This is a genomic window from Paenibacillus hubeiensis, assembly GCF_032334105.1.
Classification (GTDB): Bacteria; Bacillota; Bacilli; order Paenibacillales; family Paenibacillaceae; genus Paenibacillus; species Paenibacillus hubeiensis.
In genome coordinates this window covers 34,026-60,041 of the sequence record NZ_JAVYAE020000013.1, presented here as the reverse complement: position 1 = coordinate 60,041, position 26,016 = coordinate 34,026, and the positions used below count along the sequence as shown (strand labels likewise).

General features: G+C 54.8%; 21 protein-coding genes and 1 riboswitch. Of the genes, 19 read left to right on the top strand and 2 right to left on the bottom strand.

Going from position 1 to position 26,016, the window contains the following annotated elements:
• Positions 1–65: 65 nt before the first annotated feature.
• The 7 genes from RSX24_RS25035 to RSX24_RS25005 all read left to right on the top strand — a co-directional run bounded on the left by RSX24_RS25035 (position 66) and on the right by RSX24_RS25005 (position 9,851).
• Positions 66–2,387 (top strand): glycoside hydrolase family 3 N-terminal domain-containing protein, encoded by a 2,322-nt coding sequence (locus RSX24_RS25035; protein ID WP_343262085.1) that lies wholly within the window; start codon positions 66–68, stop codon positions 2,385–2,387.
• The gene (locus tag RSX24_RS25030; RefSeq protein WP_343262084.1) at positions 2,384–5,584 is read left to right on the top strand and encodes an alpha-mannosidase; all 3,201 of its coding nucleotides are present in this window, start codon (positions 2,384–2,386) and stop codon (positions 5,582–5,584) included. Before RSX24_RS25035 ends, RSX24_RS25030 begins: the two co-directional genes overlap by 4 nt.
• 222 nt (positions 5,585–5,806) lie before the next feature.
• Positions 5,807–6,691, top strand: a complete 885-nt coding sequence (locus tag RSX24_RS25025; protein WP_339275598.1) for a sugar phosphate isomerase/epimerase family protein — start codon at positions 5,807–5,809, stop codon at positions 6,689–6,691.
• Between the two features lie 4 nt (positions 6,692–6,695).
• A complete protein-coding gene (locus RSX24_RS25020) occupies positions 6,696–7,568 on the top strand; it encodes a sugar phosphate isomerase/epimerase family protein (RefSeq protein WP_343262083.1) in 873 nt (290 codons plus the stop codon).
• Between the two features lie 257 nt (positions 7,569–7,825).
• Complete coding sequence (locus RSX24_RS25015; RefSeq protein WP_343262082.1) at positions 7,826–8,599, top strand: HipA domain-containing protein; 774 nt, start codon at positions 7,826–7,828, stop codon at positions 8,597–8,599.
• Positions 8,600–8,610: 11 nt separating this feature from the next.
• A complete protein-coding gene (locus RSX24_RS25010; RefSeq protein WP_343262081.1) occupies positions 8,611–9,087 on the top strand; it encodes a hypothetical protein in 477 nt (158 codons plus the stop codon).
• A gap of 335 nt (positions 9,088–9,422) precedes the next feature.
• Positions 9,423–9,851 (top strand): VOC family protein, encoded by a 429-nt coding sequence (locus RSX24_RS25005; RefSeq protein WP_236420321.1) that lies wholly within the window; start codon positions 9,423–9,425, stop codon positions 9,849–9,851.
• 163 nt (positions 9,852–10,014) lie between these two features.
• Here RSX24_RS25005 and RSX24_RS25000 read toward each other — a convergent pair whose 3' ends face one another.
• A complete protein-coding gene (locus RSX24_RS25000; protein WP_343262080.1) occupies positions 10,015–10,887 on the bottom strand; it encodes a hypothetical protein in 873 nt (290 codons plus the stop codon).
• A gap of 208 nt (positions 10,888–11,095) precedes the next feature.
• Between RSX24_RS25000 and ytxJ the strand changes: the two genes are divergently transcribed.
• The 9 genes from ytxJ to RSX24_RS24960 all read left to right on the top strand — a co-directional run bounded on the left by ytxJ (position 11,096) and on the right by RSX24_RS24960 (position 21,351).
• Entirely contained in the window at positions 11,096–11,632 is a 537-nt protein-coding gene (gene ytxJ, locus RSX24_RS24995; protein ID WP_343262079.1) for a bacillithiol system redox-active protein YtxJ, read from the top strand.
• The gene (locus RSX24_RS24990; protein WP_343262078.1) at positions 11,629–11,904 is read left to right on the top strand and encodes a hypothetical protein; all 276 of its coding nucleotides are present in this window, start codon (positions 11,629–11,631) and stop codon (positions 11,902–11,904) included. The genes ytxJ and RSX24_RS24990 overlap by 4 nt, the downstream gene beginning before the upstream one ends.
• A gap of 23 nt (positions 11,905–11,927) precedes the next feature.
• Positions 11,928–12,005, top strand: coding sequence for a potassium-transporting ATPase subunit F (locus RSX24_RS32365; RefSeq protein ID WP_356724286.1), 78 nt, complete (start codon positions 11,928–11,930; stop codon positions 12,003–12,005).
• Positions 12,006–12,045: 40 nt separating this feature from the next.
• Complete coding sequence (gene kdpA / locus RSX24_RS24985; RefSeq protein WP_343262077.1) at positions 12,046–13,728, top strand: potassium-transporting ATPase subunit KdpA; 1,683 nt, start codon at positions 12,046–12,048, stop codon at positions 13,726–13,728.
• Between the two features lie 193 nt (positions 13,729–13,921).
• The gene (gene kdpB / locus RSX24_RS24980) at positions 13,922–15,943 is read left to right on the top strand and encodes a potassium-transporting ATPase subunit KdpB (protein WP_343262124.1); all 2,022 of its coding nucleotides are present in this window, start codon (positions 13,922–13,924) and stop codon (positions 15,941–15,943) included.
• Between the two features lie 42 nt (positions 15,944–15,985).
• A complete protein-coding gene (kdpC, locus tag RSX24_RS24975) occupies positions 15,986–16,546 on the top strand; it encodes a potassium-transporting ATPase subunit KdpC (RefSeq protein ID WP_343262076.1) in 561 nt (186 codons plus the stop codon).
• Positions 16,547–16,737: 191 nt separating this feature from the next.
• A complete protein-coding gene (locus tag RSX24_RS24970) occupies positions 16,738–19,050 on the top strand; it encodes a histidine kinase (protein WP_343262075.1) in 2,313 nt (770 codons plus the stop codon).
• Complete coding sequence (locus RSX24_RS24965; RefSeq protein WP_343262074.1) at positions 19,037–20,656, top strand: ATP-binding protein; 1,620 nt, start codon at positions 19,037–19,039, stop codon at positions 20,654–20,656. Before RSX24_RS24970 ends, RSX24_RS24965 begins: the two co-directional genes overlap by 14 nt.
• Positions 20,653–21,351 (top strand): response regulator, encoded by a 699-nt coding sequence (locus RSX24_RS24960; RefSeq protein ID WP_339275608.1) that lies wholly within the window; start codon positions 20,653–20,655, stop codon positions 21,349–21,351. Before RSX24_RS24965 ends, RSX24_RS24960 begins: the two co-directional genes overlap by 4 nt.
• A gap of 81 nt (positions 21,352–21,432) precedes the next feature.
• On the opposite strand, the gene RSX24_RS24955 is transcribed toward RSX24_RS24960, so the two are convergent.
• A complete protein-coding gene (locus tag RSX24_RS24955; protein ID WP_236420312.1) occupies positions 21,433–22,734 on the bottom strand; it encodes an alpha-glucosidase/alpha-galactosidase in 1,302 nt (433 codons plus the stop codon).
• 222 nt (positions 22,735–22,956) lie between these two features.
• On the opposite strand from RSX24_RS24955, the gene RSX24_RS24950 reads away from it, so the two are divergent.
• The 3 genes from RSX24_RS24950 (at position 22,957) to nikC (ending at position 26,004) form a co-directional block, all read left to right on the top strand.
• The gene (locus RSX24_RS24950; RefSeq protein ID WP_339275611.1) at positions 22,957–23,805 is read left to right on the top strand and encodes an AraC family ligand binding domain-containing protein; all 849 of its coding nucleotides are present in this window, start codon (positions 22,957–22,959) and stop codon (positions 23,803–23,805) included.
• Between the two features lie 71 nt (positions 23,806–23,876).
• Positions 23,877–24,067, top strand: a riboswitch (cobalamin riboswitch).
• Positions 24,068–24,181: 114 nt separating this feature from the next.
• Positions 24,182–25,171, top strand: a complete 990-nt coding sequence (gene nikB, locus RSX24_RS24945) for a nickel ABC transporter permease (protein WP_343262073.1) — start codon at positions 24,182–24,184, stop codon at positions 25,169–25,171.
• A complete protein-coding gene (gene nikC, locus RSX24_RS24940) occupies positions 25,168–26,004 on the top strand; it encodes a nickel transporter permease (RefSeq protein ID WP_236420309.1) in 837 nt (278 codons plus the stop codon). The genes nikB and nikC overlap by 4 nt, the downstream gene beginning before the upstream one ends.
• Positions 26,005–26,016: the final 12 nt, after the last annotated feature.

Here is a 26,016-nt window from a genome sequence, read left to right as displayed (position 1 = left end):
AAAAGTTGGCGCCGATGCGCTCGTACTTCTCGCATACTATTTTGATGTACAAAAGGAGAACGCACATGGACTACAGAGATGCTTCACGTCCGGTACCCGAGCGGGTGCAGGATCTGCTCGGGCGCATGACGACCGAGGAGAAGATTGGGCAGTTGATCCAGCCGATGGGCTGGAAAGCGTACGCCAAAGAGGCGGACGGCACCGTGCAGGTGACGGAAGCATTCAAGCAGGACGTGGCGGATGGAGGAGTCGGGTCGCTCTATGGCGCGCTTCGTGCCGATCCGTGGACCGAGGTGACGCTGGAGACCGGACTTTCGCCGCGCCAGGGTGCGGAGGCGATGAACGAGATTCAGCGATACGCGATCGAGCATTCCCGGCTCGGCATTCCCGTTCTCTTCGGCGAAGAATGCTCGCATGGTCACATGGCGATCGGCGCAACCGTGTTTCCCGTACCCTTGCTGGTCGGGAGCACATGGAATCCTGCGCTGTATCGGCAAATGAGCGAAGCCATCGCGCTGGAGACGCGCAGCCAGGGAGGGACGGTGACCTATTCGCCGGTGCTTGACGTGGTGCGTGATCCACGCTGGGGCCGTACCGAGGAGTGCTTTGCCGAGGATCCTTACCTTATTGGGGAGCTGGCTGTGGCTGCCGTCGAAGGTTTGCAGGGCGAGCGTTTGGATTCTCCGCATACCATTGCGGCGACGCTGAAGCATTTCGCGGCCTACGGCAGTTCGGAAGGCGGGCGCAACGCGGCACCCGTACATATGGGCATGCGGGAGCTGCATGAGATCGACCTGCTTCCGTTCAAAAAGGCGGTGGAAGCAGGTGCCTGCTCCGTCATGACGGCATACAACGAAATCGACGGCGTGCCTTGCACATCAAGCACATATCTGCTGAATGACGTTTTGCGCGAGCAATGGGGATTCGAGGGTGTGGTTATCACGGACTTTGGCGCGATCCAGATGCTGGTGCACGGCCACAACACGGCGGAGAATGGCGAACAGGCCGCAGCTCAGGCGCTGACGGCGGGTGTGGACATGGAAATGTCGGGATATATGTTCCGCAAGCATCTGAAACAAGCGTTGGAGCAGGGATTTATGGCTGAGCACGATCTGGATCAGGCGGTGAGCCGCGTGCTGGAGCTGAAGTTCAGATTGGGACTGTTCGAGCAGCCGTTCGTCGATCCCGCCTTTGCGGAACGGGTCATCGGCTGCGAAGCGCACAAGGAGCTGGCTCGGCAGGTGGCCCGGGAAGGCATAGTATTGCTGAAAAACGAAAACGGCACGCTTCCCCTCGCTAAAAAAGGGTATACACTTGCCGTCATCGGTCCGAATGCCAACCACGTTTATAATCAACTCGGCGATTACACCTCGCCTCAGCCGAAGGGACAGGTCGTTACCGTACTGGAGGGCATTCGCGCCAACCTGGCGTCGCTCGGGGAAGAGGCGGCCGAGGTGCTTTACGCGCCGGGCTGCCGCATCAAGGGCGAATCGCGCGAAGGGTTCGCTCAAGCGCTTGGCGCTGCGGAGCAGGCCGATGCCATCGTGATGGTCATGGGCGGCTCCAGCGCCCGGGACTTCGGCGAAGGCACGATTGATTTGCGAACGGGGGCCTCTGTCGTCACAGACAACCCTTGGAACGACATGGAGTGCGGCGAGGGCATCGACCGCTCTTCGCTCAGTCTGACGGGCGTTCAGCTGGAGCTGGTGCAAGAGGTACATAAGCTCGGCAAACCCGTCATTGTGGTGTACATCAACGGTCGGCCGATCGCAGAGCCGTGGATCGACGAGCACGCGCATGCGATTCTGGAAGCATGGTATCCCGGACAGGAGGGCGGAAATGCCATCGCGGACATTTTATTCGGGGATGCCAACCCCTCCGGCAGGCTCAGCGTGTCCGTTCCGAAGCATGTCGGCCAGCTTCCGGTGGTGTACCATGCCAGACGAACCCGTGGCAAACGGTACTTGGAGATGGAGCTTGCACCGCAATATCCGTTCGGTTTCGGGCTCAGCTACACCACGTTTGACTACGCTAATATCCGGGTGACGCCCGAAGTGATCGGACCGGACGAGGAAGCAGAGCTTCATGTAGACGTGACGAACAGCGGCACCGTTGCCGGAATGGAGGTCGTTCAGCTCTATGTCACGGACGTTGCCGCCTCCGTTACGCGACCTGAACTGGCGCTGGGGGGATTCACCAAGATTGAGCTTGAACCTGGACAGACACGGACTGTTACACTCAAGGTCGGCTTTGAGCAGCTCTCGCTCGTGGACTCGCAGCTGCGCCGCATCGTGGAACCGGGTGAGTTCAGGTTGAAGGCAGGCCGTCATTCGCAGGATGGAATCGAGTGCACGCTGCGTGTACGGAACAAGGGGGGAGAAGCATGATCCGCATTCATCGTTTCATTCAGGATATGGAGCAGAGCCGCTGGCTTGATTGCATTGAGCTGCCACAGTGGCAGGTGCAGAGGACCAAATACGTTGTTCCAGCCGAATATGAAGACGAGCAAGAGGCGGCTGCCTTGGAGGACATTACGGCGCTGCAAGGCGTTCATGGCACGACGTATCGACTGGGCACTACATTGGATATTCCGCCGGAGTGGGAGGATGGCGCGATTGGCTTAGTTTTTGAAACCCGAGGCGAAGGATTGCTGCGAGTGAACGGCCAGCCGTATCACGGCTTGGACCGGAACCATGGCTTTGTGCCATTGCCAAGAAGCCGGACCGGCATGAATCCGCTGCTTGAGGTGGAGCTTTACGATCCGATTCCGGAGCCCTACGATCCCTTAAACCGGCAAGCCACGATCAACCCGCCGATCCGCGGCATCCGCGCAGCGCTCGTACACGTCAATCGCCCGCTGCAGAGCTTGATGTACAGCGTAAGAGTGCTCGCCGAATCGCTGCGCGAATTGCCGGAAGCCGACCTGAAGAGGGGCCGCTTGATCCAGGCCGTGCATCGGATTATGGATGAGATGTACGACAATCCGGAACGCTGGAGCGACGCAGGCTGGGTCGGCGAGTTCGAGCATACGCTCGCTCTTGCCGTACAGGAGGTGGACCCGGAGCAAGCCCGTTCCGGATTCATGCACCTGATCGGGCAATCGCATATCGACGTCGCTTGGCTGTGGCCGGTACGCGAAACGGTGCGCAAAACCAGCCGCACCTTCTCGACGATGTGCGCCCTGATGGACGAGTATCCGGACTTTGTCTACTCCCAGAGCCAGCCGCAGCTCTATGCCTTTGCGAAAGAGCATTATCCTGAGCTGTACGAACGCGTCAAGGCCCGGATTGCCGAGGGGCGATGGGAGCTTGTCGGCGGCATGTGGGTCGAGCCGGACCTGAACATTCCGAGCGGCGAATCGCTGGTGCGCCAGATGTTGTACGGACAGCGATTCTACGAGGCCGAGTTCGGCAAGCGGTCGAAGATCGAGTGGCTGCCCGATACGTTCGGATATTGTGCGTCCCTGCCGCAGCTGCTGAAGCAGGCAGGCATTTCCTACTTCATGACGACCAAGCTGAATTGGAATGACACGAATGTTTTTCCGCATGACTTGTTCGAGTGGGTAGGAATTGACGGTACGTCCGTGCTCTCCTACTTGAACCACGGCGTGAATGAGCATACGCGCCCGAAAGATGTGGCGGAGCATTGGCAGTCCTACAGGCAGAAGGGCGTCCATCCCGAGCAGATGCTCCTATACGGGCATGGCGACGGCGGCGGCGGGGTCACGAGCGAAATGGTGGAGATGGCTGAAAAAGCCGCCTTTATGGTGGGTCAACCTGTCAGCAGGTTCAGCACGGCCGCTTCATTCTTCGAAGGCATAACAGAGCGGCAGCCGGAATTGCCGCAGTGGCATGGCGATCTTTATTTGGAGCTGCACCGCGGAACGTACACGACGCATGCACGGAACAAACGCAGCAACCGCAAAGCGGAGGTGTTGTACCGGGAAGCGGAAGTGTGGGGCCAACTCGCGGGTCTCTCGAGCGCTGCCACATCAATGGCCATCCCAAAAGAGCGCGTCTCGAGCGCTGCCGTTCACGGAGCAGACCCGGCACAGTTGAAAAGCAAGCTGGATGAAGGATGGAAGCTGATCATGCTGAACCAGTTCCATGACATTATTCCGGGAACATCGATTCCCGAGGTTTATGTGACATCGGCGCAAGAATACGCTCAGGTCTTTGAACTGGGAACGTCGGCCTTGACGGGCGCACTGGATATTATTGCAGGGCAAATCGCCACCGATGGTGCAGAGGGACAGCCGTATATTATTTTCAACAGCATGGGCTGGGAACGAAATGAAGTGATTGAAATCACGCTGGATTCATCGATTCCGGAAATGGCTGCCTATGATCAGGAGGGGCATCGTCTTGAAGGCGAGCTTGTTCGGAGCGAAGGCGTGCATAAGCTGATGATTCACGTGACTGGCATCCCGGCATTTGGATATACAACGTTGTGGCTGCGCCAAGCCGACCGATCTGTAGCATCCGGTGAATCGGACCGTGTGGTCGGCTTGGATCATGCCGGCGATACCGGCAATTCCGTCCCTTCGCGTTGGGAAACGGACGAATATGTGCTCGAATTCAACGAGGCGGGCGAGATTACCCGCTGGTATGACAAATCGCAGCGGCGCGAGTGGCTGAAACCGGGCGAAATGGCGAACGAGCTGCAGCTGTTTCATGACAGGCCCACGTATTGGGATGCATGGGACATCGATCCCCGGTTCGAGTCGCAGCGCGCCGATCGGGCACGTTTGATCTCCAGCGAGGTCGTTCGGCACGGCGGCGTGCAGGATGTGCTGCGCTTCCGATGGGAGCTCGGCGCATCCAAGATCGAGCAGGATATCGTGCTGTGCCGCCATCAGCGCCGCGTCGATTTCAGGACGCGTGTGCAGTGGGCGGAGAGTCATAAGCTGCTGAAGGTAGCTTTTCCCGTAGATTTGGTAGCGACCCGGGCGACCTACGAAATTCCGTTTGGCGCGTTGGAGCGGTCAAGTCATGCCAATACAAGCTGGGAACAGGCGCAATTCGAGGTATGCGGCCATCGCTGGGCAGACCTTTCCGAAGGCAATGGCGGGGTCAGCCTGCTGAATGATTGCAAATACGGCTATGACATTAAAAAGCAGACGCTCCGGTTGTCGCTGCTGAGGGCTCCGAAATGGCCTGACGAACATGCCGATCAAGGGGAGCATGAGTTCACCTACTCCTTGCTGCCACATGTGGGAGATTGGCGTGAGGCGGGCGTGGTGCGCCGCGCCATGGAACTGAACCATCCGGTGCACGTGGTCGCTGCGGAGCAGCATGCAGGTATAATGCCCGGCGTATACGCGTATTTCCGCTTTGACAGCAAACACGTCATTCTGGATACGGTCAAAGCGGCCGAGGACGGCTTGGGAACGATTTTGCGTTTCTATGAATCTTCCGGTGGCAGGGAAACCGTGGAGCTGCGCTTGCCCCAAACATCGATAAGAGCGTGTACAGTCAATCTGCTGGAGGATGAGGGCGAAGAACTCTTTTGTCAGGACGGAGTGCTTCGACTGGCATTCAAGCCGTATGAGGTGAGGTCAGTGAAACTGATGCCAATGCACTAAGCGAAGGGAGCGTTTTTTGGCCGAACATGACATATTCTTTTCGTGAAGGCAGCAGGTAAGCAGCCGGAAAACGACGGGAAAAGTTTATGATGGAAAGCGGGCGTATCGGCAGGAAAAACAGGCAGCTATGGCAAAAGGTAAGCTTGTAAGCCGCACAGCAGCAACACGTCATGAAGAGGGCAGTACCAATCTGGGAAGCGAACATAACAGGGAGGGTAACGCATGAAATTAACCAACAACATCGGCGTCATCGTGGATAGCTTTGGCGTAGGCGTACGCGAGGGACTGGTCAAAGCCAAGTCGGCCGGAGCGGAGGGCGTGCAGATTTATGCGGTCAAAGGCGAGATGGACCCGGCGAACCTCACGCCGGCAGCCCGCAAGGAACTGAAGGATTACATCGCATCCCTCGGGCTGGAGATTTCGGCATTGGTCGGCGATTTGGGCGGGCACGGTTTTCAGGTGAAGGAAGACAATGCATGGAAAGTCGAAAAATCGAAGCGCATCGTCGATCTGGCCCTGGATCTGGGGACCAACATCGTGACCACGCACATCGGCATCGTTCCCCATGATCCGGCATCGGAAGTCTATCATACGCTTCACGCCGCTTGCGAAGAATTGGGGCAATATGCCAAAAGCGTAGGGGCCTATTTCGCCATCGAGACCGGGCCGGAGACGGCAGCCGATTTGAAGGGATTTCTGGACACCCTCTCGACCAACGGCGTATCCGTCAATTTCGACCCGGCCAACATGGTCATGGTCACAGGAGATGATCCGGTCCAAGGAGTGCATCTGTTGAAGGATTACATTGTGCATACGCATGTAAAGGATGGCGTTCGCCTGAAGGAAGTTGATCCGAGGGATGTTTACGGAGCCGTTGGTTATGCGCCGATGGATCATGACAAAATCGCGGAAATGGTATCATCGGGCGTCTTTTTCCGCGAGGTGCCGCTGGGGGAAGGAAGCGTTGACTTCACAGCTTATTTTGCTGCTCTTCAGGACATCGGGTACACCGGTTACCTGACCATCGAGCGCGAGGTCGGCGACCAGCCGGAGCAGGATATTCGCAAAGCGGTGGAGTTTATCCGAAAATACAGAGGAGAGGCGTAAGCATATGAAAATCGGCCTGAGTACCTACAGCCTGCTGAACGAGTTGAACGCAGGGAGCATGACGGTGCTGGACGTGATCGACTGGATTGCCGCAAATGGCGGCGAACACATGGAGATGGTTCCATACGGTTATACCGTGGAGGACAATCCGGAACTGGCTGACGCTATTCGGGAGCGTGCGGCTGCCGCAGGCATTGAGCTGTCCAATTATTCGATGCCCGCCAATTTCGTGCAGGAGACGGAGGAAGCCTTCGAGCAAGAGGTTGCCCGGGTGAAGCGTCACGTCGACGTGGTTCATCGGATGGGCGTGAAGCATATGCGGCACGACGTCACAGCGTTCAAGCTGCCGAAAGAGCACATGACGATTGCCTGGTTCGACCAGCATTTGCCGCTCATGGTGAAGGGCAGCCAGTTGATTGCCGATTATGCTGCAGGCTTCGGCATTACAACGACGATCGAAAACCATGGTTTCAGCGTGCAGGCGAGCGACCGGGTGCAGCGGGTGCTGCATGCCGTGGATCGGCCCAATTTCAAAACGACGCTGGACGTCGGCAACTTCCTGTGTGTGGACGAGGACCCGATTGTTGGAGTCATGAATAATCTTCCGTATGCTTCCCTCGTTCATTTCAAAGATTTCTATGTGCGTCCGTTCGACGAAAATCCGGGCGAAGGCGAATGGTTCACCACATCCCATGGCAATTACATGCGCGGGGCGATCGTGGGACAAGGCGATCTTCCGATCCGCAAAATCGTCAAACTGATCAAGGACTCGGGCTATGACGGAGCCGTTACCGTGGAATTCGAAGGCATGGAGGAGTGCAAAGCCGCGTCCAAAATCGCCATGGACAATTTGCGCCGGTTCTGGAACGAGGCGTGATATACAAATAATATGTATTAAATTGCAATATCGGTGAATTATACAAAAGGACTGCGGTTGCGCAGTTCCTTTTTGTTATTCTGATTGTATAATCAAAATTTCAAATAATGTTTGGTTATCGTCCGAATTAATCAATAATGTAATATAATAAAATGTAGCAAAGGTAGCATTAGTTTGTTCATAAATTCACACTAATTAACAATGAATTTTTCGCACCCGATTTCATATTTGCCTGTAACAGGAGGCGGTGTACCATTTTGGATTTTTCCAATTGGCAAGAAACAGGGGAAGCCGTAACAGGCGTAACCAAAAAGCTCTGGCTTACGGATGGTTCTCAAAAAGGTTTATTTAAATTTGGTGAAGAGTGGACTGAAGTAATCGCCAAGGATATCGCGCAATTGCTTGGCATACCTTGTATGGATTGTGAATATGGGACCTACCATGGCGCTAAGGGAGTTATGTGCTATGATTTGGGCGGTATCGTCGAGTTTGGAGACACGATGACTGTTATGACCAATGCTCTATTTGATACAACGTATTCCATAGATAGCATAGAACAACGTATTAATAGTGGTTTTATATTAGGCAATGCTCGGTTTGATATCATAAAAATGTTTATATTTGATTATGTCATCGGTAATCGTGACAGACATTTCGGTAATTTCGCAATTCACACTTCAACGGGAGAACTCTCTCCTCTCTATGATAATGCTGCATCATTGTGTTACGGAATAAGCGCTGCTCGAGCAAAGGCTTTTTTGACTGATTTGAACAGTCTGCATAATTACGCTTTCGATTTAATGTCTCAAGCCCGAATACCAGTAGAACGCGCTAAATTATTGGAATTGGTATATTATCTAAAGGATCGTTATCCATTGGTATGGGAAAATGTGATACCTGTATTCCTCTCATTACAGATGAGTGATGTGGAAAAAGTGGTAAATCGTTTTAAAGGCATCGTTGATGATGATATATTAAGATGTATTATTTACTGTGTTGGTTGGAGACTTGAAATGCTGAAAATGGTTTAGGAGGTTGTGAAATGACTCAAAAGTTCTACGTAGTCAAGATGGAACAAAATCCTGTTCTATTATCAACGATCTCTTATGATGGAGAGACCTACCACTATAAGCCATACAACTTATCTACTTGTAAGTATCCACGCCTTACAAAAGAGGTTAAATCTAAGACCCCACCTCATTTGTTAGAACGAAGAACATATTCAAGTGGTAGACCGGATATCAAAGAATTATTGAATAAAATGGGTTTGGATAAGTATGATTTATGGAAAATGGTAGAGATTAGTGAAGGCAGAGTGGCTACAGATAATGTGCTGTTTCTCACAGAAAAAGGTCTTGGAAAGTATAAGATCAACCGTAACTCACGTGGTTTTCCTTTTTCTGAAACTAAAATAAAGAAGCCGAAAATAGTGAGAGCAAGTCTCGATAAAAACGATAAGTGTTATCGATCTCAAAATACCCAAATTGTAAAACGAGCTACCTTGTCAAAGGAAGGATAACAAGCTGAAACTAGAGAAGTGCCGCGTCCAAAATCGCCATGGACAATTTGCGCCGGTTCTGGAACGAGGCGTAGACTACCGCCGTAACAGATCATAATCCTTATGCAATGCATGTACTTAGCCAGCCGTACACCCTTTATCAGAACTGCTTCGCTTAACCGGGCGGGCAGTTCTTTTCGTTTTTGACGCGGAGCATAAACGTTAGGAACTTGGAACATCCTACCTTGTGGCCGACTCGAATTTCACTGCTTGTCAGGTGGACAAGCCTTGGTATATACTCTTGACGCAAGTGAATTGAGCCATATAATCCGTGAGTTTAAAGGAGCTGGAAACGAATGTCGATCAGTCTGAATGTGTACCTTGTAACCAATGGAACCGGACGCGAAGCAGTGGAACTGTATAAAGAAGCATTTGGTGCCGAAGTGCTGGATTTGAAAACATTTGGCGATATGCCGCCAAATCCCGAGCATCCGATTCCCGATGAGGCGAAGGACTGGGTCATGCATGCATCCTTGCAGATCGGCAGCTCCCTGCTCATGATTTCTGATACCCTTCCTGGCATGGAGCATACCGTGGGCAACCACATCACGGTCACCGTAAATACGGATACGGCCGAGGAAGCCCGCCGCATTTTCGACAAACTGAAAGAAGGCGGAACGGTCACCATGCCGGTACAGGAAACGTTCTGGAGCCCGGCCTACGGCCAGGTTACGGACAAGTTCGGCGTGGGATTCCAGATCAGCGCAAAGCCTGTCCAAGCTTAATTCGGTCTTTAATGTCCCCCGCTGCTGCTGGGCAGGGAAACAGTGAGGAAACAAATAAGCCTCCAAAGCAGCGCCCTGATAGGCGCTGTTTTCGGAGGCTTATTTGTCTTGTATGAATGTACGTCGATAGACGTTTTATTTCCCATGTTGGCTGCTTTCGACCCTACTGTTTCTGAATTTTGGACGGATTGTTGATCTTGTAGGGCACGGGGTGTTTAGCCAGTTTCTTTTTGATGATTTTGGCGTCAAACGTCAGCGTATCACCGACTTCAAGGTCCAGCTTTTTGATCGTGGCGCTGTGGCTGGACCAAGCCTCGCCCACTTCGAGCATATCCGGTTCCAGAATCGCGACGGCTTCATAGATGATGACTTCGTCGTCATTGTCGGCAAAATGGTTTGGCACCGTCGTAAATTCCTTCACGACCGCGGTCATTTTGACCTTGCCTTCCGGCAAATCGAGTTTGGCTGCCTTGGCTTTGCTCGCGGTTTTGGCCTTCGGTTTGTCCTCCGATGCGGATGCCGATTGGGGAGACACGTATTCTTCGACCAGCCCGTCCGGATCGCCTGGCAGGCTGGCAGTGGATGCGATGGCTCTGTCAGTGGCGGAGGGCTGTTCTTCCGTGGCGGAAGAATTGTTGCCTGCCAAATCAGACGATTCTGCGTCCGAAACAAGTCCGTCATCGGATGAGGATTCGACGGAGCTTGTCTCGCTGCCGTCCACCACGCCTGGCGTGCCCGCTTTTTTGTCCGGCGCTGCAGCGAGCGTGCCTTTAAAGCCCGAGGCCTGCATTTCCTTGAGATAAGCGGGATGAATGCAGTGTTTCTGGTCGTTGTCCAGCTGAATGACTGCGGCCATGTGATCCACGAAACCAACGATGGTGCAAGGCACGTTCAGACCATTCCCTTTATAATAAAATGTTTTGAGCTTGGTCGCCTTGTCCGACAGCAGCCCCCACTCTTGGCACTTTTCGATGCGTTCTTCATCCGTGTGCAGCGGGGTATAAAAATCCGGCTCAATCATGAATGCATATGTCATCAAAAAATCTCCTTTTCCCGTTCAATTCTATCCCTTTTCAGCGTATCCAAATTACAAATAGTGTAACACAAAAACAGGGGGTGAGATGAGTAATTACCTCCGTTATCCATAGGCCTATGATATAATTTCTGGAAAGAGGACGAATGAATGCGGAGGATGCCTTCTAAGAGATCGGCGCTCCGATAACGTTGGGGGAAGGATGATCTTTGTGGATAAACAGGTGAACCATCAGGCGTTATGGCTCAGCATAGGTGTTGCCATCGGGGCCTGTATTGGCGTCGTCACAGATCAGATCGCGCTCGGCGTCGCCTTTGGGGCAGCGCTTGGTATTTTCGTTGGTTCAATCGTAAGCAAACGAGCGCTTGCCGATTCGGAGCGTCTGCTCAGCGGGCAGATTGCGGAGATATATAAAACAGACGATTGGGAGGAGGCACTCCGCCGTTCAGATGACCACCCTGTGCTCATCCTTAAGCATAGTACAACTTGTCCCGTCAGCGCGCGTGCGTATCGGGAATTTGCCGCTTTTGTCAGCGCGAATGGCGCCAATCCGGTACAGAATATGGAGTATCGGATGGTGGATGTGATCGAAAGTCGTCCGTTGTCCCGCCGGATCGCTGAAGAAACGGAGATTCGCCATGAATCGCCGCAGGTATTGCTGCTCAGCGAGGGCAAGGTTCTCCATCACGCTTCCCATTCGAAGATCACCAAGAAGAAGCTGTTGCAATGGGCGCAAGAACCGTTTTGAGCAACGAAAAATCGACCTTAAACATGAACCTGTTCGTTATTCAGCTGGGTTGCAGCTGGAGTGAAGGGTTCTTTTTTTGCATTTTTACGCTTTTTTTACGCGCTGCCGGTCCAATCTTTACCCCATTTTTACACGGTTCCGTATTAAAATTTCAATGCGAGCAGGAGAAAAAGGAGGAAATCCGGATGGTGAACGACGTCACGATGATTGCGTTGACGGTGCTGATGTTTGCACTGTTTTGGGGATTTATGAATTTTTGTGAGAAGGCATAGGGGAAGAAAGGGAGGGACCGGATATGGTCGTTGTAGGTTCGATCGCGCTGGCACTGATGGTGTATCTGGGCTATGTGCTGGCGAAGCCGGAGAAGTTCTGATGGCAGGTGTTGCAAGTGCGAATTGGGGAGGACACATGGAATGAGTACAGGTTGGTTGCAAGTGGCAGTCACGCTGCTGATCATCATCCTGCTGGTGAAACCGATGGGGAGTTATCTGGTAAAGGTGTTTGGCGGGCAAAGGACATGGCTTGACCGGATCTTTGGCGGTCCGGAGCGTTTGTTATACAAGGCGATGGGGGTACGGGAAGATGAAACGATGGGGTGGAAAAAATACCTGTCGGCCGTTCTCCTTTCCAATATGGTTATGCTGATCCTGATGTTTCTGGTGTTGCGGCTGCAAAAGTGGCTGCCGCTCAATCCGGACGGGATCGACAACATGCCTGCGGCACAGGCGTTTAACACGGCAGTTTCTTTTATGACCAACACCAACTGGCAGTCGTATACGGGCGAAAATGCTCTATCGTATCTGTCGCAAATGTTGGCCGTGACGTTTCCGATGTTCACGTCAGCTGCAACCGGCTTTGCCGTGGCGATTGCGTTCATACGCGGCTTGGTAGGCCGCAAGAATGAACTGGGAAACTTTTATGTGGACATGGTGCGTGCCATTACGAGAGTGTTTTTGCCGCTGAGCGTGCTCGTTGCGCTGTTTCTCGTATTTCAGGGTGTCCCGCAGACGTTGGCCGGAGCTGTCCGTGCAGCGACGCTGGACGGGGGCGAACAGACGATTACGCGGGGATTGGTGGCTTCACTGGAATCCATCAAACACCTGGGTACGAACGGGGGAGGATGGTTCGGAACCAATGCGGCTCACCCGTTCGAGACGCCGACAGCTTTGGCCAATCTGGTGCACATCGTCTGTATGATGCTGCTGCCAACGGCACTGGTGTACGCTTTCGGCATCATGGCGAACAACAAGAAGCAAGGATGGGCTTTATTCGCCGCGATGAGCGCACTGTTTCTTGTTATGTTGACGACGGTATTCGTATCCGAATATCGCGGCGTGCCTGCACTTGAGGCAGCGGGCATCCAAGGAAACATGGAGGGCAAGGAAGTGCGGCTCGGCATTTCCGAATCGGCGCTGTTCACCGCAGTTACGACGGCGGCGACGACGGGCTCAGTCAACAATATGCACGAATCGTTGACACCGCTTGGAGGCATGGTCCCCATGGCCCAGATGATGCTGAACAACGTGTTCGGCGGCAAAGGCGTAGGGCTTCTAAACGGTCTGCTGTATGTGATCTTGGCCGTGTTCATCTGCGGTTTGATGGTTGGCCGGACGCCTGAATTTCTCGGCAAAAAGATTGAAGCGAAGGAAATCAAGCTGGCATCCATTGCATTGCTGATTCATCCGCTGATCATTCTGGCTCCTACGGCGCTGGCTTTCCTGAGTCCTGACGCCATGGCGTCCATTTCCAATGGAGGAATGCATGGAATCAGCGAGGTGTTGTACGCATTTGCTTCGGGAGCGGCCAATAACGGTTCCGCGTTTGCCGGGCTGAATGCGAATACGGACTTTTATAATATCGGCATCGGCGTAGTGATGCTGCTGGGAAGATACGTTTCCATGATTGCGCTGCTTGCCATTGCCGGATCGCTTGCCACCAAACGAATTGTTCCGGTAACAACGGGTACACTGCGCACAAATACACCGATGTTTGCCGGCGTTCTGGTGGTCGTCATTGTGGTCATTGGAGCCTTGACGTTTTTCCCGGCATTGGCGCTTGGGCCGATTGCAGAGCATTTGGCTATGTCGGTCGGATAGCGTTCGCCTGCATTAATCAGATGACGCTACGATGGGACAACAAAATAGGAAGTTACGACCTGCGAAGATAGTGAATCCATGAAAGAGGGAGCGCACAATGGAAGGAATGAACAACGAGCTGCTTGCGGCAGGTGCCGTGAGAGGAGAGAACGGCCATCTTCAGCCCGGGAACACCGGGAAGCCGGGGCGGTTAATGAACAAGGAAATTATGCTACGGGCAATGATTGATGCATTCCGGAAACTGAATCCGGTGGCGATGATCAAAAACCCGGTCATGTTCATCGTCGAAGTAGGCACCTTGATTACGCTGCTGTTATGTATCAAGCCCGATTTGTTTGCTGCAGCGGCCGAGGGAGGGCGGGCGTACAACATGGCGGTATTTCTGATCCTGCTGTTTACGCTGTTGTTTGCCAACTTCGCCGAAGCCCTCGCCGAGGGCAGAGGCAAGGCGCAGGCAGATACGCTGCGCAAAACGAAGTCCGATACAACGGCCAGACTGGTGCAGAAAGACGGCACGACGCTTCAGGTTTCCTCGACCCAGTTGAAAAAAGGCGATATCGTCCGCGTAGAAACAGGCGAAATGATACCGACCGACGGCGAGATTATTGAAGGGCTCGCGTCGATCGACGAATCGGCGATCACGGGGGAATCCGCACCTGTTATTAAGGAAGCAGGCGGTGATTTCTCTTCGGTCACGGGCGGCACGAGAGTAGCCTCGGACTACATCGTTATGCGGGTGCAGACCGATCCAGGCGAGTCTTTCCTCGACCGCATGATCTCGCTGGTGGAAGGTGCGCAGCGCCAGAAGACGCCGAATGAGATCGCGTTGACTACCCTGCTTGCGGTGCTGACGATGATTTTCCTGATCGTCATTATGACGATGTTTCCGATGGCCGATTATCTGGGCATCCATCTTGACGTAGCGACGCTGATCGCACTGCTGGTCTGCCTGATTCCAACGACGATTGGCGGGCTGCTCTCGGCTATCGGCATTGCGGGCATGGACCGCGTCACCCAGTACAACGTGCTTGCCATGTCAGGGAAAGCGGTGGAAGCCGCAGGAGACATCGATACGCTGATTCTGGACAAAACGGGAACGATCACCTATGGCAACCGGATGGCATCCGAATTCGTGCCCGTACAGGGCGTAACCGTGCAAGAGATGACCCGAGCGGCGCTGCGGGCTTCCGTGCGGGACGAGACACCGGAGGGGCGCTCTGTGGTCGAGTTGGCGGGCCGCCAGGGCGAACAGTGGAACGAGGCCGAGTATGCTGCGGCCGAAAGCGTAGAGTTCACCGCAGAGACGCGTATGTCGGGGCTCAACATGGCTGATGGACAGCAAATTCGCAAAGGAGCAGTCGATGCTATTAAACGCCATGTCGCGGCTCACGGCGGACGGGTGCCTGGCGATCTGGACGATATCGCAAGCCGGATTGCCAAAGCAGGCGGCACGCCGCTTGCCGTGGCCATCGATGACCGGATTTACGGTGTCATCTATTTGAAAGATACAGTGAAGCCGGGACTTAAGGAGAAGTTCGAGGAAATGCGCTCCATGGGCATCAAAACGATCATGTGCACGGGGGATAACCCGCTGACGGCTGCTACGATTGCGCTGGAAGCCGGTGTTGACGATTTTATCGCCGAAGCGAAACCGGAGGACAAAATCCGTGCCATTCAAAAGGAACAGCAAGAAGGCAAGCTCGTCGCCATGACAGGAGACGGAACCAACGACGCCCCTGCTCTCGCTCAAGCGGATGTGGGCCTGGCGATGAATTCGGGGACGATGGCGGCGAAGGAAGCTGCCAACATGATCGACCTCGACTCCGATCCGACAAAGCTGTTGTCCGTCGTATCCATCGGGAAGCAGCTGCTGATCACCCGGGGGGCGCTGACCACGTTCTCGATTTCGAATGATATTGCCAAGTATTTCGCGATCATTCCGGCGATGTTCATTGCCGCTATGCCTCAGTTGCAGGCGCTGAACATTATGAACCTGGCTTCGCCGCAGTCGGCAATCCTGTCGGCGCTCATATTTAACGCCGTCATTATTCCGCTGCTCATTCCAATCGCCATGCGCGGCGTGAAATATCGCGCCATGTCGGCCGACCGGCTGCTTGGCCGCAACCTTTTGCTCTATGGCATCGGTGGCGTCATCGTACCGTTCATCGGCATCAAGCTGATCGACCTGGTGTTGTCGGGACTGAATTTTGTATAAGAGTAGAGCTGGAACCATTACACGTTTGGGATGTGAAACACGATGAAAATGACAGTGATCGCCCTTCGACTGTCTTTAGTTTTAATGTTGTTATGCGGTGTCATTTACCCACTTGCAACGACAGCCGTTGCACAGCTGCTATTTCCGGCTCAGGCGAACGGCAGCCTGATTACGCAGCAGGGTAAGGTGATCGGTTCCTCGTTGCTGGCACAGAAAGTGGCCTCGCCGGGTTTGTTCCAACCAAGGGCATCCGGTGCCGGATACGACGCTGCCGCTTCAGCTGGCTCCAACCGGGCTGTTGCATCAGAGGAGTATACGGACGAGATGATGACCAAGATTGCGGAGATCAAGCAAGAAAATCCGGCACTCCAAACGGTTCCCGCCGATCTGGTGACCGGTTCAGGTTCAGGACTTGACCCCGATCTTTCTCCGGAAGCGGCCAAAGCCCAAATCCCCCGGATCAGCCAAGCTACCGGACTGGACGAACAGCGGCTGAATCAACTGGTGAACGCGCAAATTCGAGGACGGCAGTGGGGTATGTTCGGGGAGCCGAGGGTCAACGTGACCGAATTGAACCTGGCCCTCTTGGCGGAGATGGAATAATCCGGAATTGAAACGGATTGGAATAGAGCCGCCACAGTCTCTGAACGGGCTGGATATACATGCCTTCCCCTGGCGCGAGCCGGTGGGAGGCTTCTCCGTTTTTTGGCCAAATTGCGTCACAAACTTGAAGGATGGGGGTGAGCCTATTGGACGAAAGCTTCAAGCGTCGATCTCCGGAGGATATTCTAAGGATGATCCACAAGTTACAGCAGGGCACGTTGAAAATTTACATCGGTCCGGTGAGCGGCTCGGGGAAGACGTATCATATGCTCAGGGAAGGCAACATGCTTCGCGAGCAGGGAGTGGATGTCGTCATTTGTGCCGTTTCGACGATGCAGCGCCCAGAGACGGAGGAGCAGCTGGGGGCGCTGGAACGCATCCCGAGCATTCACTGGCTGCGTGAACGGGACGGTGCAGTGATGAAAGATCTCCATTTGGAAGCTTTGCTGGAGCGCAATCCTGAAGTGGTGCTCGTGGACGGACTCGCTCATCGCAATCGGCGCGGTGCTCGACACGCCACGCGGCTGGAGGACATTCGCTGGCTGCTGCAGCATAACATCAGCGTGATTACGACAGTCAATGTATATGAGCTGGAGGGATATACCAAGCTCGCCCGCCAATTGACGGGGGTGTCCGTGGAACATACGGTGCCAGACGACACGCTGGAACTGGCCGATGAGGTGAAGCTGATCGACGTGACGCCAGAGGCGATATTAAACAGGCTTGCCGAAGGGCATCTGAGGGGCCATGAGAACCATGCTGTATTTCACCACGGCAACTTGGGCATTTTGCGTGAATTAGCGCTGCGTCTTATGGCTGAAGAGGTGAACGAATCGCTGCGCGAACATCAGGAGGAGACGGGTACCCCTGTCATGACAGGCAGCATGGAGCGCATTTTGGTATCCAGCCAGTATCACTGGAACGGTTCCATCTATATCCGACGGGGGCAGCAGATTGCCAAGCGGTTGAACGGAGAGTTGTACGCCGTCACATTTCGCATGGGGAAGCAGCCGCTCACCAAGGAGGCCGCGGCCTTTCGGCGGAACATGGTCAAGCTGGTGGAAAAGTTCGGAGGCCGGTTCGAGGAACTGCGCGCTCTGCATCGGAGGCATATTCCGTCCGTGCTGGCGCGTTATGCGACAAGGCATCGCATCACCCGGATCGTGATGGGTCACTCGCGCCAGAGCCGCATGCAGGAGCTCTGGCAGGGATCGTTCGTGAACTCATTGCTGCGCAAGGTGCAAGGCGTCGATCTGTTCCTTCTGGCCGATACTGCCCGAAGGGATGGCGAGCGCGTGCTTCCTGCCCGGCTGGCTGATGCGGATGCCCGAACGTATCGCAGGTTGACCGATACGGAAATGAAGGCACAGATCGGGCAAATCCGTCGCGGCAAGTTTAAGGTGTATATCGGGGCCGCTCCCGGCGTAGGCAAAACCTACATGATGCTGCGGGAAGGCAATGACCTGCTGCGCAAAGGCATCGACGTACGCATCGGTCTGCTGGAGACGCATGGCCGGGCGGAGACGTTGGGGCAGATCGGCCAGCTTCCGCTCATACCACGTTTAAAGCTCAAATATCAAGGTGCCGAGCTGGAAGAAATGGACACGGCCGCAATCCTCCGCCTGTGCCCGGAAGTGGTGCTCGTGGATGAACTGGCGCATACCAACGTGCCTGGCAGCCGAAACAAAAAGCGGTACGAGGACGTGATCCGGCTATTAAACGCAGGTATCTCTGTCATTACGACCGTCAACGTGCAGCATCTGGAAAGCCTGAACGATGCGGTGGAGCATATCACAGGCATCCGGGTGCGGGAGACGGTGCCTGATCGGATCATGCAAATGGCCGATGAGGTACAGCTGATCGACGTTGCGCCCGAGGCCTTGCGGCAGCGCATGCGGGAAGGTAAAATCTATGCAGCAGCCAAGGTGGGACAGGCGCTGAATCATTTTTTTCGCGTGGGCAACCTGATTGCCCTGCGGGAATTGGCTTTGCGCGAGCTGGCCGACGACGTAGACGAACGGCTGGAGTCGGCAGGACGGGGAAATGCCCTGCGGGGCCCTTGGCGGCGGCAGGAAGTCGTTTTTGTATGCGTTAGCGTCGGCGCGCATGCCGAATTGCTGATTCGGCGCGGATTTCGTACGGCATATCGGTTAAAGGCCGCCTGGCACGTACATCATGTACAGGTAGGCCGTACGGCGAAAGAACAGGCGGGCCGGCTTGAAGCGTTGGAGCAGCTGACAGTCAGGCTGGGAGGCCGGTTTCATGTGCATTCGGCAGACCGTCTGCGGGATGTGCCGATGATATTGGCGAACAAGGCTGCCGAGGCCAAGGCAACGCAGCTGGTCGTCGGGCAGGCCCGGCTCGGTTGGCATTTCAACCGGTATCAGGGAACCGGATCGCTGGTTAGCCGGCTTATCCGGTTGTCCAGACACATGGATGTGCTCATTGTGGCCGATTACGATCATGAAGCGGGTGAGGTGTCGGCGAATCGTGCAGGAACATAATAGGGATCACCAGCATGAAGCACGGCTGGAAAAACAAAAGCTGCCCCATACATGGGGCAGCGTGTCGGCATATGCGTGGGTAACGATCGCCATCGCGTTGCTGACCGCGCTGATCGACTGGATCGGGTTAAGCCGGGATATGGTCAACGCCGCGCTAGTCTACCTGTTTCCCGTATTGGTCAGCGCGGTCTATTGGGGACTTGGACCGGCAATATATGCGGCCAGCCTGGGCGCGGCTGCATTCGACCTGTTTTTTATCCCGCCTTATTTCAGCTTCAAGGTGCAAGATTTAAGATACATTCTTTCCTTTGCCGTATATTTGGCGGTTGCCATCCTTACGGCTACCCTGTCGGGCAAGCTCCGGCAGCAGTTGGAGACCGTAAGGCAGCGTGAAGCGACCACCAGTCTTCTCTATGGCTTGAGCCGTCAGATTACTGCCATAACGGATATGAAAACATTGCTATCCAGCATCGCTCGGCAGGTGTCGCAGATGCTGAACGCCCCGGCGGCACTCTATCTTCCCGATGCGGAAGGGGAATTGCAGGCGTCGTCTTCGCCTGCAAGACCTGGAGAACCTGAATGGGGAACCAGTGAATCGGAGCTGGCCATCGCCAGATGGGTGCTTGTTCACGGGCAGATGGCTGGCAGGGGATCTTCGAGCTTGCGGGAAGCCTCCGGAACCTATGTGCCGCTGCGCACGGAAGAACAGGTACATGGCGTGCTTGCGGTGAACATGGAACTGCCCGATCCCGGCAGTTTGCCGGAAAGACGCCGTTTGCTGGAAGCCTGTGCTGATCTGGCAGCAAGCGCGATTGCCCGAGTGAAGCTGGCGGAGGAAGCGCGTTTGGCCCAGATGACGGCCGAGTCGGAGCGCATTCGCACCGCCCTGCTCGATTCGGTGTCGCATGAGCTGCGTACGCCGCTCGCGGCCATTATGGGATCATCCACTGGCCTGCTGGAAAATGAGGAGCTTTTTACTGCCGAAGATCGGCGCGAACTGACGGCCAACATTCGGGATGCGGCGATGCGCATGAACCGGCTGGTGACGAACCTGCTCGAGATGGTCAAGCTGGAAAGCGGCATGCTTCAGCTCAGGCGTAACATGTGCGACGTGGGCGATATGTTAAGCGTAGTGTTGGCGCAAGTGCAGCAGTATAAGCAGCAGCGGATAATCCGATTGGAGCTGCCCGATCAGCCGCCATTCGTTTCCGGCGATGAAGTTTTGCTGGAACAGATGCTGGTCAACGTACTCAGCAATGCGATCAAATACTCGCCGAATCCCAGCGAGATCGTCATCTCGGTCGCGATGGATGCCGGGGAGGGTTGGCTGGTCATTACCGTGGCCGATCAAGGTCCAGGCATTCCGAAAGCGGAACGCGAGCGGGTGTTCGAGAAATTTTACCGTTCGGATTCCACGAAGCACGTCACCGGAAGCGGGCTAGGGCTGGCTATTTGCAGAGGCATCGTCGAGGTGCATGGCGGCACGATTGCGGCGGAAGCCAATCCGGACGGCGGCACGCGCATGGTCATCCGTTTGCCGCTGGATGAGGCAGACACGGGATTTCTCGGGACGGGAAAAGAAGAGGGACAGGAGGAATGCACATGACGGCATCGCAAGGTGCACGCATCTTGGTCGTGGATGACGAACCGCAAATTCGTAAACTGTTAAAGGTGACGCTTCAAGCGCATCAATTCGAAATCCATGAATGCATGGACGGGGAAGAAGCCGTCGCTCAAGCCGGAATCATGCATCCCGACTTGGTTGTGCTTGATCTAGGCTTGCCTGGCATGTCTGGAATGGATGTGCTGAAGCGGATTCGTGAGTGGTCGCAGGTTCCGATCATCGTGCTGACGGCCAAGGACCGGGAGGAAGATAAAATCGCCGCATTGGATGGCGGTGCCGACGATTACGTGACAAAACCCTTCGGCATGGGCGAACTGGTCGCCCGCATCCGGGTTGCGCTTCGCCATGCAGCCAAATCGGCCGACGAACCCGTATTGCGCTGCGGCGCTTTGACCATTGACCTTGCCCAAAGGCAGGTGGAGTTGGAGGGCATGCCCATCAAGCTGACCCCGACCGAGTACGACATGCTGAAGGTGCTTGCCTCCAATGCAGGCAAAATCGTGACCCAGCGCCAATTGCTGCAGCAGGTGTGGGGCAGTCATCACAACGAATCGGACAGCCATTATTTACGGGTATATATAGGACATTTGCGCAAAAAATTAAACGAAGATCCTGCTCAGCCGCGATTCATCCAGACTGAACCAGGCATCGGATATCGATTTTTAATGCAAGACTAATGCCACTGGCAATAAAAAAGAACAAACGCCATTCCCGTACGATCCGAGAATGGCGTTTATCGCGTTACCACTATTGTAATGTTAAGACGTAAATTTCGGCAGCCAGTCGCCGTGAGCTTCGATCAGCTCGTCGCACAGGGAAACGATGTCGTCGATGGAAAGCTCGGCCGACGTATGCGGATCAAGCATCGCTGCATGGTAGATGTGATCCTTTTTGCCTGTGATGGCAGCTTCGATGGTGAGCAGTTGGGTGTTGATGTTGGTGCGGTTCAGCGCAGCCAGCTGCGGTGGCAGGTCGCCGATGTACGTCGGAGTGATGCCCGATCCGTCGACTAGACACGGTACCTCGACACAGGCTTCGCGCGGCAGGTTGGTGATGAGTCCGGTGTTCATGACATTGCCGCCGATTTTATAAGGACGGTTCGTCTCCATGGCCTCCATGATATGGGAGGCGTACTCCCGGCTGCGGGTATGCTCGATGTTTTCGCTGGCGAACAGCTTCTCGCGCATTTCTTTCCAGCCTTCGATCTGATTGACGCAGCGGCGCGGATATTCGTCCAGCGGAATGTTGAAGCGCTCGATCAGTTCGGGGTAATTCTTTTTGATGAAATACGGATGATACTCGGCATTGTGTTCGGAAGATTCAGTCACATAATAGCCGAAGCGATGCATCAACTCGAAGCGCACCATGTCGTCGTGCTTCTCCTGTTGTTTGATGCGGGCAAGGCGTTTGATTTCCGGATACAGATCCTGTCCGTCCCGCGTGACTTCAAGCAGCCAGGCCATATGGTTGATGCCCGCAATTTTGGCGACAACACCGGTCTGATCGATCCCGAGGGCGTCGAAGAGATGCGGTACGCACACTTGCACGCTGTGGCAGAGGCCGACCGTTTTCACGCCGCCATGCACGCTCATGACATTGGTCAGCACCGCCATCGGATTCGTGTAGTTCAGGAACCAGGCATCCGGGCAGACTTCCTGGATATCCCGGGCGAAATCCAGCATGACCGGAATGGTCCGCAAGTTGCGGAAAATGCCGCCGATGCCGAGCGTATCCGCAATCGTCTGGCGCAGGCCGTATTTTTTCGGAATTTCGAAGTCGGTGATCGTGCACGGATCGTATCCGCCCACCTGGATGGCATTAATGACGTATTTGGCTCCGCGCAGCGCTTCCTTGCGATCGGAATAGGTTTGCACCTTGCAGCCGCTGCCAAGCGAACGTGCCATGCTGACCAGCAGCCGTTCGGAATCGCGCAGCCGCTCGGCATCGATATCGAACAGTGCCAGTTCAAAATCTTGCAGCGCTTCGGTCATCATGACGTCGCCGAGGACGTTTTTTACAAACACGGTGCTTCCCGCACCGAGAAACGTAATTTTGTTCATTTCAGGCTCAGCCTCCCTGGTGGATTGGTGTACCTCCACTATAGGGCGATTTGGCACGTTTCACTATGGCGCAACCTCACGTAAACATGGCATAATCCCATTTTTGCATTCGTTTACATTGCGATATGGCCCGGTTTGCCTGTTATAATTTTGATAAAACTCGAAGAAGTGAGTCGTGGGTGCAAACGTTGGCGGCTCTCCAAACAGAAGGAAGGGACAGACGTGAGCAGAATCGAAATGAATGTGGTGCCGATGGATTGGACGCAGATGGAATTGGTCATGCTTTTTTTCGGGTGGGAGGCCTGTGAGCCTTTGCATTACTGGGGGCCGGGCGTCCGTGACAGCTACATTATCCATTACGTTCACAAGGGACGCGGCAAGGTGCTGATGAACGATCGGCAGCATATGTTAACCAAGGGACAAGGTTTTCTCATTCTCCCCGACACGATCGTGCATTATGAAGCCGACGAGGCGGACCCATGGACGTATTCGTGGTTTGGCTTCAAAGGCGTGCAGGCCAAAGCGTTCATGCAGCGCGCGCAGTTGAATTCCGATCATCCGGTGTTTCGGGCAAGGAACGAGGCGGCGCTGGACGGATTGTATCAGGAAATGGTTCAGGTGTCCGGCCGCTCGGGCGCGGACGTGTTTACTCAAAGCTTGTTGTATCGCCTCATAGCCGAGCTGATTGCTTCTTCACCGGAAGAGGAGGGCAAGCGGCAGCCTTCTTCTACCAAAGAAGAGTACATACGGCAGGCGGTGAGATACATGGAGAACCGATACAGCCAAAAAACGAGCGTTCTCGACATCGCGCAAGCCGTAGGACTGGATCGCACGTACCTGTCGGGGCTGTTTAAGGAAAAGTACGGCAAGCCGCTGCAATCTTTTTTTCTGGAATACCGGATGAATCGCGCCGCCGAGCTGCTGCAGAGTCCGATGCTGTCCATTAGCGAGGTGGCACATTCGGTGGGATATACGGACCCGCTATTGTTCTCCAAAATGTTCAAAAAGGTCACCGGCATGTCTCCGAAGGGAGCCAGAACCAAGTCCACTGAAACGAGTGATGCACGATAGAATAAGTCCCTTAAATTTGAAGAAAAAGCTATGATCTTGCCTATCTGCCAGTTATACTGGAACACATACCAATCGAATAGACGGAACTGGGTGCTGTACCCGATCGGGTACAAGCTTAATAGGGAAGCCGGTGAAATGCCGGCGCGGTCCCGCCACTGTAACAGGGGAATCAGGCAGCGATAAGCCACTGGCCATAGCCGGGAAGGCGCTGCAACGATGTTGATCCTGAAGCCAGGAGACCTGCCCGGTTTGACAACACAGCAACAGCCTACGGGAGATAGGAAGGTGTTTTGAATTAGCGCGATTTTTGTATGGGAATCGGTTTATTTGAGGCGTCCTTATCCGGGAATATACGGGAGAGGGATGCCTTTTTTGCATGGCAGAGATCGGGTTTGCTGTGAATCGAAGCAGAGAGGACGGCTGGCTTTTGGGCAAATACATCGGTAAAAGAATACTTCAGCTGGCAGCCGTTCTGTTCGGCATCACCTTCCTGACCTTTCTCCTGACCTACCTGTCGCCGGGAGACCCGGCCAGGCTGATGCTCATGGCTACGGGCGTGACGCCATCCGAGGAGCTGGTTGAGCAGGTGCGGGCAGAATTGGGACTGGACAAGCCCTTTTGGGTGAGGTACGGCCTATGGCTTGGACAAGTCGGGACAGGAGATTTCGGTACGTCGTACAAATACGGACGGCCCGTGTTCGACGTGCTGATGTCACGTTTGCCGGCCACGCTGCGTTTGACAGGCGGTGCCATGCTTCTTGTGGTCGTTGTTTCGTTTCCGCTCGGCATCCTGTCGGCCATCCATAGAAATAAAGTGCTGGATCTCATCATTCGCCTGTTCTCCTTCGCAGGGTTGTCCATGCCAAGCTTCTGGCTGGGCATGCTGCTTATGCTCTGGTTCGGCGTGCATCTGAGGCTGTTTCCCGTCACGGGCAGCTCGGGTCTGCATAGTCTCGTATTGCCTGCATTAACGCTGGCACTGCCTTTGATCGCTCAGTACAGCAGGCAAATCCGCGCCGTCATTCTGGAGGAACATTCCCAGAACTACGTAGACGGAGCCAGAGCCAGAGGCATGAAGGAAGGAACAATCATGATCCGGCATATTCTTCCGAACGCGATGCTTCCAGTCATCACGCTAATGGGCATGTCTACCGGGGCGCTGCTCGGCGGGGCCGCAATCATAGAGAGCTTGTTCGTGTGGCCGGGCGTGGGCCAGATGGCGGTGGAAGCGATCTTTTCACGGGATTATCCGCTCATTCAGGGTTATGTGATCTGGATGGCTACGATGTATGTCGTGTTGAATCTGTTGGTCGATGTATGGACCCATCTGCGAGACCCGCGGATCCGATTGGATGTGGATGTATGATGAGGACATTCCGGCTTACGTTGTCGCAGCATCGTTGGTTCGCCGTGGTGCTCGCGTTGACGGCGTGTTGGATCGTGCTCGCCATGATCGCCCCCCTGTTTGCGCCGCATGATCCGCTGGCCACCAACTTTGGCATGGTGCTGCAACCCGCCAGCCCCGAGTATCCGCTCGGGACCGACCAATTGGGACGATGCATCCTGTCCCGTATCCTGTATGGGGCACGCACGTCGCTGCTGCTGACCTTCATGATGATCGGCATCGTGTTCGGGATCGGCGTAGGCATCGGCATCATTGCCGGTTATGCGCGCGGCATCGTGGATTCGCTGTTGATGCGGCTGGCCGATACGATGATGGCTTTTCCCGGAATCATTTTCGCCATCGCCGTCGTCGGCATGTTGGGTCCGGGTCTGCTTCATACGGTCATCGCGCTGTCGGTGGTCTGGTGGGCCAAATATGCGCGCATGGCGAGAAGTTTGGTCATATCGCTGCGACAAAAGGAATATGTCGCCGCCGCCGCTTTCAGCGGGGCGCGTCGTACCCGAATCGTTTGGGGCACCGTTCTGCCGAACATGCTGTCACCGTTAATCGTGATGGCCATGATGGATGTGGGCGGCATGATGCTCTCCATATCCGGCTTGTCCTTTCTGGGGCTTGGAGCGCAGCCGCCGGAACCGGAGTGGGGAGCCATGCTGAACGAAGGCCGGAGATACCTGCAGACGGCCCCATGGCTATTGCTGTATCCGGGCCTGGCGATATTTTGTACGGTCATGATTTTTAATTTGTTGGGCGACAGCCTCAGGGATGTGCTGGACCCTCGAAAAAACGCAGCTTGACTGGAGGATATA